This window comes from Micromonospora sp. WMMD1155, assembly GCF_029581275.1.
In the GTDB taxonomy this organism is placed as follows: Bacteria; Actinomycetota; Actinomycetes; order Mycobacteriales; family Micromonosporaceae; genus Micromonospora.
In genome coordinates, this window is record NZ_CP120742.1 from 1,811,695 (window position 1) to 1,823,984 (window position 12,290).

Consider the following 12,290-nt stretch of genomic DNA (forward strand, 5'->3'; position numbering starts at 1 on the left):
ACACCACGAGCCAGAAGCAACAAACCGCAGGGCGCCACAAGCCACCGCCGACACGGGTCAGTAGCGCACCGAGATCCGGCGCGCTACGGCGTCCACCCGTACCTCACCCCCGTACGGGATGATCAACTGCGGGTCGGTGTGACCGAGGTCGACGTCGAAGACCACCACCGCGTCCGGGTTGTACGGCGTGAGCGCACGCATGATCGCCTCCCGCTGGGCCTCGCCCCATGCCTGCCGTTCCGGCACGGACAGCGGCTTGTCGAAGTCCCACGCCTTGGGGCGCCCGACGATGACCGCTCCGAAGACGGCGAGCAGCCCCCGCTCCCCCATGTTCCGCACGATCCGGAACACCTCCCGGGCGCTCGGCATCTCCTGGGAGGTCTCGACGATCAGCACGGACCCGGCCACCTCGTCGACGGTCGACACCCGGTCGGCGGCCATCAGCCAGTGCAGGATCTCCAGGTTGCCACCCCAGGTGCGCCCCTCCACCACCCGCTGCGGGCCGTGCCAGCGCCAGCCCTCGCCGGGCAGCATCTCCGGCTCGTAGGCCAGCGTCTCCGGCTCGGTCCACGGGTTGGGCCGGTCACCCCAGGTGGGCGCGGGCGTCAACTCGTACCAGTCGGTGCTGAACAGCGCGGCGCGCAGCGAGCCGAAGGTCAACGGGTGCGGCGCGCCCGGCCGGCCGAGGTGCACCAGCACCGATCCACCGTGGTACGCGACGATGCCCAACCGGTACAGGTGGTTGAGCACGTTCGTGTTGTCGGAGTACCCGAAGTAGGGCTTGGGGTTGGCCCGGAGCACGTCGTCGTCGAGGTGCGGGGTGACCGTGATCAGGTCGTCGCCGCCGACCGTCGCGAGCACCGCGGTGACGCTCGGGTCGGCGAACGCGGCGGTCAGGTCGCGGGCCCGGTCGCGCGGGTCCGCCCCCATGATCCGGGTGGTCGGGTACTCCACCGGCTCCAGGCCGAACTCCTCGCGCAGCCGGCGCAGCCCCAACTCGTACACGTGGGGGAAGAGACCCGGCAGGCCGGCGGAGGGTGAGACGACGGCGACCCGGTCGCCCGGCCGTGGTTTGGGTGGATAGATCAACGTCCCCATGATCGAAGGCTAACCGCCCGGCCAACCGGTTTCCGTCCTGCCACCGCTGAAACGGACATTAGGGTTTCGATGTGGATGAAGCACCGCAAGGTCGCGACAACGGCCTGCTCCTCACCGTGGCGAGCGCCTCCGGCCCCTCCGCCACCAGCGCGATCAGGGAGGTCCTCAGTACCGCCGCCACCCGCACCGGGACCCCGTTGCGGATCGTCGACCGGGTGCCGGTCACCTCGGCCGACCCGCGCGGTGTGGTGCCGTTCTACCTCAACGTCGGGTACGTGCTCGGCGGGTACCTCGGTTCGACAGTGCTCGGGATCTCCGCCGGCACCACCCCACGGACGGCGCGGCGGGCCGGGCTACGCGTCGCCGCCCTGGCGGTCTACAGCGTGCTGCTCGGCATCGCCGGCGCGGTGGTGGTCGGGCCGGTCCTGGACATCTGGCAGCACGACGTGCCGACGATCGCCGCGATCGGCGCGCTGGCCGTCTTCGCCGCCGCGATGTTCGCCAGTGCCATCCAGGGGTGGCTGGGTGTCGCGGGCACCGCGCTGGTCATCCTGCTGCTGGTGGTGCTCGGCAACCCCGGCTCCGGCGGCATCTACGCGCCGGAGTTCCTGCCCGGGGTGCTGCGCGGCATGCACCGGTGGAACATCCCCGGGCTCGCCAACGACCTGACCAAGGCGGCGGTCTACTTCGACTGGCGATCCGCCGGCTGGCCGGCGAGCGCCCTCGCGCTCTGGGCGGTGGCCGGCATCGTCGGGTTGGTCAGCGCGAGCCTCGTGCGGGGCCGCCGCGCCGCCACCACCGCCCCCGGACCGACCGCGCCGCCCGGGTAACCCGCCAGGCCGCCAGGCCGCCAGGCCGCCCACCCCGACCCCCAACCGGTCCGCCACCGGCCCCCTGGCCGCCCAGCCCGCCCCGAGCGACCCACGCCACCCCACTGACCAGCCCATCCTGGCCGTGGACCGGCCTACCCGGGTCGGCGCGCCAGCCGGGCACGGTGGCTGAGATCACGTCGGAAACGCCGCCCCGAAGCCACTGGATCACCCGGGGGCCCTCCAGACATCCAGTCCGCGCGGATACCATCCAGTAAGTCGGACAGCGCTGTCCTTCGTCACCACGTAAGGGAGCGCATCGTGACCGATCAGCACGACCACGACGGCCCGGACGCCGCGCTGCGTGCCGACATCCGCCGACTCGGCACCCTGCTCGGGCAGACGCTGGCCCGCCAGGAGGGTCGCCCGCTGCTCGACCTCGTCGAGGAGATCCGCGCCCAGGTCCGCACCGACGCCCCGGCGGCCGCCCAGCGCCTCGGCGGCCTCGACGTGACCACCGGCACCAAGCTGGCGCGAGCCTTCTCCACCTACTTCCACCTGGCCAACATCACCGAGCAGGTGCACCGTGCGCGAGATCTGCGCCGCCGCCGCGCGGTGCAGGGTGGGTGGTTGGACCAGGCCGCCAAGATGATCGCCGAGCGTGGGGTTCCGGCCGAGGAGATCGCCAACGCGGCCCGCCGGTTGGCGGTCCGGCCGGTGTTCACCGCGCACCCGACCGAGGCGGCCCGCCGCTCGATCCTGTCCAAGCTGCGGGCCATCGCCGACGAGTTGGACACCGAGACCGCCAACGCGATCCTCTACGGCGCCAGCGACGAGGGCCCCGCCAACCGCCGCCTGGCCGAGTTGCTGGACCTGATGTGGCAGACCGACGAGTTGCGGCTCGACCGGCCGGACCCGACCGACGAGGCCCGCAACGCCATCTACTACCTGCGCGACCTGTACGCCGAGGCCGCCCCTCAGGTGCTCGACGACCTGGCCGACACGCTGCGTACCCTCGGGGTGGAGACCTCGCCGACGGCCCGGCCGCTGAGCTTCGGCACCTGGATCGGCGGCGACCGGGACGGCAACCCGTTCGTCACCCCGGCGGTCACCCGCGAGGTCCTGACCATCCAGCACGAGCACGGCATCGCCGCGACCGAGAAGGCGATGGACCACCTCATCAACGAGGTCTCGGTCTCCCGCCGGCTGCGCGGGGTGTCCCTGGACCTGTCCGCCAGCCTCGCCGCCGACCTGGACGCGCTGCCCGAGGTGGCGACGCGGTTCCGTCGGGTCAACGCGGAGGAGCCGTACCGGCTCAAGGCGCGCTGCGTGAAGGCGAAGCTCGCCAACACCCGGCAACGGCTGCGCCAGGGCACCGCGCACGTGCCGGGCCGGGACTACCGGGGCTCCGCCGAGCTGATCGCCGACCTGGACCTCCTGCGCGCCTCGCTGGCCCGCAACTCCGGGCAGCTCACCGCCGTCGGCCGGCTGGCCTCCACCATCCGTACGGTCTCCGCGTTCGGGCTGCACCTGGCCACCATGGACGTGCGGGAGCACGCCGAGGCGCACCACGCGGTGCTGGCCCAGCTCTACGAGGCGGTCGGTGAGGTCTCCGACTACCCGGCGCTGACCCGACTGGAGCGCACCAAGCTGCTCGCCGACGAGCTGACCGGTCGCCGGCCCCTGTCCACTCTGGACACGGCGCTGACCGAGCCGGCCCGCAAGACGTTCGACGTGTTCGGGACCATCCGGGAGGCACAGGACCGGTTCGGCACCGAGGTGATCGAGTCGTACATCATCTCGATGACCCTGGGCGTCGACGACGTGCTGGCCGCCGTGGTGCTGGCCCGCGAGGCCGGTCTGGTGGACGTGCACAGCGGGCGGGCCCGGATCGGGTTCGTGCCGCTGCTGGAGACCCCGGCCGAGCTGAACGCCGGCGGTGAACTCCTCGACGAGTTGCTGTCGTTGCCCGCGTACCGGGCGCTGGTGACCGCCCGGGGCGACGTGCAGGAGGTGATGCTCGGCTACTCCGACTCGAACAAGGAGGCCGGGATCACCACCAGCCAGTGGTCGATCCACCGGGCGCAACGCGCGCTGCGTGACGTGGCCGCCCGGCACGGGGTGCACCTGCGGCTGTTCCACGGCCGGGGCGGCACGGTCGGGCGCGGCGGCGGGCCGACGCACGAGGCGATCCTGGCCCAGCCGTACGGCACGATGGACGGCGCGATCAAGGTGACCGAGCAGGGCGAGGTGATCTCCGACAAGTACACCCTGCCGTCGCTGGCCCGGGAGAACCTGGAGCTCACCCTCGCCGCGGTGCTCCAGTCGACACTGCTGCACACCGCACCCCGGCAGCCCGCCGAGATGCTGGAACGGTGGGACGCGACGATGGACGTGGTCTCCGAGTCGGCGTTCCGCTCCTACCGGTCCCTCGTCGAGGAGCCGGACCTGCCGGCGTACTTCTGGGCGTCCACCCCCACCGAGTTGCTCGGCGCGTTGAACATCGGCTCCCGGCCGGCGAAGCGCCCGAACACCGGGGCGGGCCTGTCCGGTCTGCGGGCGATCCCGTGGGTGTTCGGCTGGACGCAGACCCGGCAGATCGTGCCGGGTTGGTTCGGTGTCGGTTCCGGGCTGGCCGCGGCGCGCGAGGCCGGTCTGGCCGACGTACTGGCGGAGATGCACCGCAACTGGCACTTCTTCCGCACGTTCCTGTCGAACGTCGAGATGATGGTGACCAAGACCGACCTGAACATCGCCCGTCGGTACGTGGAGACCCTGGTGCCGAAGAAGCTGCACCCGATCTTCGAGCAGATCGAGCAGGAGTACGAGCTGACGAAGCGCGAGCTGCTGGCGGTCACCGCCTCCCCCGCGCTGCTGGAGAACTCGCCGGTCCTCCAACGCACCCTGGCCGTCCGCGACACCTACCTGGAGCCGTTGCACCATCTTCAGGTGGCGCTGCTGCGGCAGTACCGGGAGTCCGGAGCCGCCGGCCGTGCGGTGGCCACCGCACCGGGCGGCCGACGCGCGCCGAGCGACGGCACCGCCCTGGAGCGGGCGCTGCTCACCACCGTGAACGGCATCGCCGCCGGCATGCGCAACACCGGCTGATCAGCACCCCGGCCCGGCCCGGCCCGGTCGGGCCGGGCCGGGCCGGGCCGGGCCGGGCCGGGCCGGGCCGGGCGATCATGGAGTTTGGTGCCCCAAAGCCGCCTACAGGGGTGAACCGGCCACCACAACTCCGTGATCGACGGGTTGGGCGGGGTCAGAAGTCGCCGCCACCGAAATCGCCGCCGCCGAAGTCACCACCGGCGTAGTCGCCGCCACCGAAGTCGCCACCCTGGTCGCCGCCACCGAAGTCGCCGCCCTGGTCACCACCCTGGTCGAAACCGTCGCCGAAGCCCTCCTGGTAGCCGGCGTCGTAGCCGTACCCCGGGTCGGCGAAGGCCGGCGAGAACAGCGCGTCGGCGATCAGGATGCCGCCGAGCACACCGGCGCCGGCGCCCAACGCCGTCTTCCACCAGGGCGTCGAATACCACCCCGCCGGCACCGGCCGGCCCTGATAACGCCCACCGGGGTAGTAGTAGGGCGTTTCCCGGCCGGGTTGCGGGCCGGCGCGGAAGGTCTGCCCCTGCACGTCGACCTCGCGCTCCTTGGTGAGCTGCCCGACGCCGTGGGCGGCGGCCAGCGCCGGTACCTCGGGGCCCGGGTCGATGCCCAACGCGGTACGCGCCGCCCGGATGTAGGCCAGCCCTTCCAGCGCGGTCTCCCGAGCCAGCGCGAACTGGTGCGGCGTACGCGCCTGCTCCAGCTGTGAACCGGCCGCGTTGTACCGCTCACCGGCATCGGCCAGCGCCTGACGGACCGCCGGGTCGTCACCGTGCAGGTTGATCAACTGACCGCCGAGGCGCTCGTACCACCGTTGCGCGTCGGCGCGGGCGTCGCCGAGCGCGGTGCGGCGGCGGGCACCGGCCTGGGCGCGGATGAGCGCCGCCGCGCCCAGCGCGCCGACCAGCACGACCGCGAGGCAGAGCACAAGTTCCATGCCTTCGAACGTACCCCCGGGTGTCCCGTCGTATCCGTCTGGCAAGCTCCGGTGATGGACGTCTCCACCCTGCTCCTGGTGATCGTGTGCCTCGGCGCCGGCGGGGCCGTGGGCTGGCTCGCGGCGCGGTCCCGTTCGGCGGCCGACATCGCCCGCCTCGACGCCACCCTGGCCGCCACCCGGGAGGGCGAGGGCCGGTTGGAGCAGTCCATGCGGGCGCTCAGCTACGAGGCCACCGCGCAGTCGCAGGAGGCGGTGGCCCGGGCGGTCGCCCCGCTGCACGACACGCTGCGCCGCTACGAGCAGCGGGTCGCCGAGCTGGAGCACGACCGGGTCGACGCGTACGCCGAGCTGCGCGAGCAGGTCCGGTCGATGAGCAATGTCTCCGGCGAGCTGCGCACCGAGACCAAGCAGCTGGTGGCGGCGCTGCGGGCGCCGCAGGTGCGGGGTCGGTGGGGCGAGCACCAGCTACGCCGGATCGTCGAGGCGGCCGGGATGTTGGAGCACTGCGACTTCGCCGAGCAAGTCACCGCCGCCACCGACCAGCAGGTCGTCCGACCGGATCTGGTGGTCCGACTGCACGGTGGCCGCTCGGTGGTGGTGGACGCCAAGGCGCCGTTCGACGCGTACCTGACGGCCATGGAGTCGCGCGACGAACGCGGCCGGGACACCCATCTCGACGCGCACGCCCGACACCTGCGTGGGCACGTCGACGCCCTGGCCGCGAAGTCGTACTGGTCGGCGTTCGACAGTTCACCCGAGTTCGTGGTGCTGTTCGTCCCCGCCGACCCGTTCCTCGACGTCGCCCTCCAACGTGACCCGACCCTGCTGGAGCACGCCTTCACGCGCAACGTGGTGCTGGCCACTCCGGCCACGCTCGTCGCCCTGCTCCGCACTGTCGCCTACTCCTGGCGGCAGGAGGCGCTGGCCCGTAACGCCCTGGCGGTGCACACTCTGGCCCGTGAGCTGTACGGGCGGCTCTCCACGCTCGGCGACCACGTGGGCAAGCTCGGTTCGTCGCTGGCCGGTGCCGTGACCGCGTACAACCGGGCGGTCGGCTCGTTGGAGGCGCGGGTGCTGGTCAGCGCCCGCAAGCTCGCCGAGTTGGGCGTCTCGGACGAGGAGTTGGCGACGCCCGCGCAGGTCGAGTCGACACCCCGGCAGCCGCAGGCGCCCGAGCTTGTCGACCCGACCGACGAGCTCCCGGCCCGCCAGCCAACCATGTGACAGTGCGTATGCATGCATGTCACGAAGTGGTCACAAGGGACTGACCAGTAGTGACAGTGCTCGTCGATACACCGAAGGATTCTGCTCACCCACGCGCCCTCGCCCTTGAGGGCCCTGTTCTCTGGAGGAAAGAGAACGTGAGCAAACCCCGAGATCTGCGTCGGCGTACCTCCGCCGCGCTCTTCGCGTCGGTCCTGGCGGCTGGCGCCGTGACCGTCGTGGGTGGTGCCGCCACCGCGGCCGCCGCTCCCGTCACCACACCTGACGCTTCCCCAGCCACCGCTGCCGAGACGCTGGGCGCTCACGACGCGAAACTGCTCAGCGAGGCCCGGGCCAAGAAGGCCCCGACCGTCACTCTGATCGTCTCCACCGAGCAGGGTGAGGCGGGGGACGTCGCCGACAGCCTCACCAAGCTCGGCGGCACGGTCAGCCAGCGGCAGGACAAGGTCGGCTTCGTGCTGGCCAAGGTCCCGACCGACAAGGCCCTCACCGCGGCACGGCTGCCCGGTGTGTCGGCCGTCGACCTGGACGAGGTCATCCACCTGCCCGACCCGGCACCGGAGAAGACCCCCACCGGCACCGCCGGCGCGCGGCAGGCCACGGTGGACGCACCGGGTGAGGCCACCCGGGCGGACAACCCGTACATGCCGACCAATGAGACGGGCGCAGTCAGATTCACCGACGCCCACCCGGAGTGGGACGGCCGGGGCGTGACGATCGGCATCATGGACTCGGGTGTCGACCTGGCCCATCCGGCGTTGCAGCGGACCACCACCGGCGAACGCAAGATCGTCGACTGGGTGACCGCGACCGACCCGCTGGAGGACGCGACGTGGCGGCGGATGCAGACCGAGGTCACCGGCCCGTCGTTCGCCATCGCGGGCGGCACCTGGACGGCACCGGCCGGCACGTACCGGTTCAACCTGTTCAGCGAGTCGGTGACCAGCGCCAGCGACGCCCGGGGTGACGTCAACCGTGACGGCGACACCACCGACACCTGGGGTGTGCTCTACGACCCGGCCACCAACAACATCTGGGTCGACGCCAACCAGAACCGCGACTTCACCGACGACGCGATGATGCGGCCGTACAAGGAGAAGTACGACGTCGGTTACTTCGGCACCGACAACCCGGCGACCCCGGTCGCCGAGCGGCAGCCCTTCGTCGTCGAGTTCCGCAAGAACGTGAACACCACGCCGATCGGCCTCCCCGGCCTGTGGGACTACGTCAACATCGGCATCGTCGAGAGCACCCACGGCACCCACGTCGCGGGCATCACCGCCGCCAACGACATGCTCGGCAACGACGTCTTCGACGGCGCGGCCCCGGGCGCCAAGCTGGTCTCCGCCCGTGCCTGCTCCTGGGGCGGCGGCTGCACCGCGGCGGCTCTCACCACCGGCATGATCGACCTGGTGGCCAACCGTGGGGTCGACATCGTCAACATGTCGATCGGTGGCCTTCCCGGTCTGAACGACGGCAACAACGCCCGGTCGAACCTCTACAACGAACTGATCGAGACGTACGGCGTGCAGTTGGTCATCTCGGCCGGCAACTCCGGGCCGGGCCTCAACACCGTCGGCGACCCGTCCGTCGCCAGCAACGTGATCAGCGTCGCCGCCAACATCAGCAAGGACACCTGGCTGGCCAACTACGGCTCGGTGGTGCGGAAGAAGAACGCCCTGTTCAACTTCTCCTCCCGTGGCCCGCGCGAGGACGGCGGCTTCAAGCCGAACATCGCCGCCCCGGGCTCGGCCATCTCCACCGCGCCGACCTGGCAGCTCGGGGCCCCGGTCCCCGAGGCCGGCTACGCGCTGCCCCCGGGCTACGCGATGCTGAACGGCACCTCGATGGCGTCCCCGCAGACCGCCGGTGCCGGTGCGTTGCTGCTGTCGGCCGCCAAGGCCACCGACCGGGGCGTCAGCCCGGCCGCCCTGCGGCGCGCGCTGTTCACCTCGGCCAAGCCGATCGCGGACGTGCCGACGTACGCGCAGGGCTACGGCATGGTCAACGTCCCGGGCGCCTGGCAGCTGCTGCGCCAGGGCGTCGAGACCCGGTCGTACGTCTCCGACGCGGCGGTCTGCAGCCCGCTGGCCGACCAGCTGACCATCTGGAACGGCGTGAAGTTCGTGCCGAACCCCGGTCGGGGCACCGGCGTCTACAACCGTTGTGCCGCCTCCGACGGCGGTCACACGGTCGGGCAGAGCAAGACCTACCCGGTCAAGATCACCCGTACCAGCGGCCCGGCCGGCACCATCAAGCACGACATCACGGTGCAGGGCGACGACGGCACGTTCAAGGCACCGAAGACCGTCGCGCTGCCCCTCAACAAGGCCGTCACCGTCAACGTGACCGCCAAGCCGACCGCCGAGGGCGCCCACGGCGCGATCATGCGGATCGACGACCCGGCCACGAACGTCGTCGACTTCGAGGTCTCCACAGTGGTGGTGGCCTCCAACGACGTGAAGAAGCCGACCTTCGCGTACGCCAACGAGGGCTCCGTCGACCGCAACGGCTACACGTCGTACTTCGTGACCGTGCCGGAGGGCGCCAAGGCGCTCCAGGTGAACCTGTCCGGGATCGCCACCGGTTCGCAGACCCGGTTCATCGCCATCAACCCGCTGGGTGTGCCGGTCGAGGCGACCACCAGCACCGTCTGCTACACCAACTTCTCCGACGTCAACGTCTGCAAGCCGCAGGAGCGGGACTACCAGAACCCCCTGCCCGGGGTCTGGGAGATCGAGGTGGAGTCGCGGCGGACCTCGCCGGCACTGAACAACCCGTTCAAGCTCCAGGTGCGGGTACAGGGCCTGGCGGTCGAGCCGGCGCTGGTCGAGCTGCCCAGCGTCGGGGCCGGCGAGCCGACCAACGTGAGCTGGGACGTGACGAACGTCTTCGGCCCGGTCTCGGTCAGCGGCCGTAGCGGCGCGTTGACCGGTGTGCGCACCGAGCGTCCGACGATCACCGAGGGCGGCCCCAACCAGGAGTGGACCGTCGAGATCCCGGCGGGCACGTCGACGTTCACCGCCCGGATCGGCAACCCCGCGAACGCGGGCGCCGACCTGGACCTGTACGTCTACCGGGGCACCACCGAGGTCGGCCGGGCCGCCGACGGCGACTCGGAGGAAGCGGTCACGCTGACCAACCCACCCGCGGGCACCTACCGCGTGGTGGTGGAGCCGTACGGGGTCGACGGGCCGGGCACCAGCACCGCGTACGACTACTACGACGCGTTCGCGTCCGCGTCGCTGGGCACGATCACCGCCCCGGCGACGGCGGTGCCGCTGATGCACGGCGAGTCGACGACCATCACCGGCACGGTGACGGCGGTGGCCGTTCCGGCCGACGGTCGTCAGCTCTCCGGTGAGTTGGCGATCGTCACCACCGAGGGCGCGGTCGTCGGCCGCGGCACCGTGTCGATCGGCACCGTGAACTGATCGCTGGGTAAGACCAGCAGGAGCCCGTCCCCGGATCCGGGGGCGGGCTCCGGTCTGTCAGAGCGAGGGGTTGCCGTGCGAGCCGCGTTGAGCCGGTCGACCTCGACGGCGTCAGGACCGGTGGGCGGCCGACACGACGAAGGGGGTGCCCTGCTGGCAGGTCGTCATCATGCCGGGCTCCACCCGACCGGTGACCTCGACCCGCGCGCCGGGCGTCAGCACGTCACGGGGACCGCCGAGAAGCAGGTAGCCGTCGAGCAGTACGCAACCGGGCTCCACACCACCCTGCACGGTGCCGCTCAGGGTCGTCGCGCCGACTCCCGGTGGCGTGCTGGGGCCGCCTGGCTTCGGGACGCTCGGAGTCGTCGGGCCGGCCGGCGGGGTGGGGTCGATACTCGATGGCGAAGCGGTCGGGTCGGGCGTGGGCGAGCTGGTCACCGGCTGCGCTCCCGTCGGGGTCGGGGTGGGTGTGCCACCTCCGGTGTCCTGGCTGCCGCAGGCGCTCAGCGCCAGGCAGAGGGCCAGCGCGGAGACGGCGAGCCGAAGAGTCCTCATACCGAATCTGACGTACGCCGGGTCGGGTTCGTTCCCGCTCTCAGCCGCGCGCCGCAGCGGCCTTCATGTCCCGCTTCAACTCCTGCGGGAGGGAGAACGTCAGCCGCTCGTTGGCGGTGGTGATCTCCTCGACGTCGCCGAAGCCCCGGGCCGCGAGGTGGGCCAGCACGTCCTGGACCAGGTCGTCCGGGACGCTCGCGCCCGAGGTCAGGCCGACCGTGGTGGCCCCCTCCAGCCAGGCGTCGTCGATCTCGTGGGCGAAGTCGACCAGGTGACCGGCACGGGCGCCCGCGTCCAGGGCGACCTCGACCAGGCGAACGGAGTTGGAGGAGTTGGTCGAGCCGACGACGATCACCACGTCGCAGTCGGCGGCGATCTCCTTCACCACGTGTTGCCGGTTGGAGGTGGCGTAGCAGATGTCGTCGCTCGGCGGGGACTGCAGCAGCGGCAGCCGCTGCTTGAGCCGGGCCACCGTCTCCAGCGTCTCGTCGACCGAGAGCGTGGTCTGGGAGAGCCAGACCACCTTCTCCGGATCACGGACGGTGACCTTGTCGGCGCCGTCCGGGCCGTCCACCAGCTGGATGTGCGCGGGGGCCTCGCCTGCGGTGCCGATGACCTCTTCGTGCCCCTCGTGACCGATGAGCAGGATGTCGTAGTCCTCGGCGGCGAACCGCTTCGCCTCGTGGTGCACCTTGGTGACCAGCGGGCAGGTCGCGTCGATCGCCTTCAACGAACGCGCCTTGGCCTGCTCGTAGACCTCGGGGGCAACGCCGTGCGCGGAGAAGATGACCGTCGACCCCTCCGGCACCTCCTCGTTCTCCTCCACGAAGATCGCGCCCTGGGCCTCGAGGGTCTGCACCACGTGCCTGTTGTGCACGATCTGCTTGCGTACGTAGATCGGAGCACCGTAGAGCTTGAGCGCCTCCTCGACGGTCTGCACCGCACGGTCGACGCCGGCGCAGTAACCGCGGGGCTTCGCCAGGAGCACGCGCTTGCCGGTCCGGGGAGTCGCCTCAGCCTCAGTCACCCGCCCATCCTACGTGCACCCCGCAGAACCACCATCGGGCCGCAGGCCGCCACCCAGAGCCGGTGATCAAAAGGTTTGCGTCAAAAACGCGCCCAGCG

General features: G+C 71.4%; 8 protein-coding genes. 4 read left to right on the plus strand and 4 right to left on the minus strand.

From position 1 onward, the window contains the following. Window positions 1–57 precede the first annotated feature (57 nt). Entirely contained in the window at window positions 58–1,098 is a 1,041-nt protein-coding gene (locus tag O7617_RS07985) for a S66 peptidase family protein (protein ID WP_282262543.1), read from the minus strand. A 71-nt stretch (window positions 1,099–1,169) separates the two neighbouring features. Between O7617_RS07985 and O7617_RS07990 the strand changes: the two genes are divergently transcribed. Both O7617_RS07990 and ppc read left to right on the plus strand, forming a co-directional pair. Further along, entirely contained in the window at window positions 1,170–1,928 is a 759-nt protein-coding gene (locus O7617_RS07990) for a hypothetical protein (RefSeq protein WP_282262544.1), read from the plus strand. A 300-nt stretch (window positions 1,929–2,228) separates the two neighbouring features. Further along, window positions 2,229–5,015 (plus strand): phosphoenolpyruvate carboxylase, encoded by a 2,787-nt coding sequence (ppc, locus tag O7617_RS07995; protein ID WP_282262545.1) that lies wholly within the window; start codon window positions 2,229–2,231, stop codon window positions 5,013–5,015. A 154-nt stretch (window positions 5,016–5,169) separates the two neighbouring features. On the opposite strand, the gene O7617_RS08000 is transcribed toward ppc, so the two are convergent. Further along, entirely contained in the window at window positions 5,170–5,949 is a 780-nt protein-coding gene (locus tag O7617_RS08000) for a hypothetical protein (protein WP_282262546.1), read from the minus strand. A gap of 54 nt (window positions 5,950–6,003) precedes the next feature. Here O7617_RS08000 and O7617_RS08005 point away from each other — a divergent pair, with 54 nt between their 5' ends. Both O7617_RS08005 and O7617_RS08010 read left to right on the plus strand, forming a co-directional pair. Then, window positions 6,004–7,176, plus strand: a complete 1,173-nt coding sequence (locus O7617_RS08005; protein WP_282262547.1) for a DNA recombination protein RmuC — start codon at window positions 6,004–6,006, stop codon at window positions 7,174–7,176. A 137-nt stretch (window positions 7,177–7,313) separates the two neighbouring features. Then, entirely contained in the window at window positions 7,314–10,610 is a 3,297-nt protein-coding gene (locus tag O7617_RS08010; RefSeq protein WP_282262548.1) for a S8 family serine peptidase, read from the plus strand. 111 nt (window positions 10,611–10,721) lie between these two features. On the opposite strand, the gene O7617_RS08015 is transcribed toward O7617_RS08010, so the two are convergent. Both O7617_RS08015 and O7617_RS08020 read right to left on the minus strand, forming a co-directional pair. Then, entirely contained in the window at window positions 10,722–11,165 is a 444-nt protein-coding gene (locus tag O7617_RS08015) for a hypothetical protein (protein WP_282262549.1), read from the minus strand. 40 nt (window positions 11,166–11,205) lie between these two features. After that, window positions 11,206–12,192, minus strand: a complete 987-nt coding sequence (locus tag O7617_RS08020; RefSeq protein WP_282262550.1) for a 4-hydroxy-3-methylbut-2-enyl diphosphate reductase — start codon at window positions 12,190–12,192, stop codon at window positions 11,206–11,208. Between the last annotated feature and the right edge of the window lie 98 nt (window positions 12,193–12,290).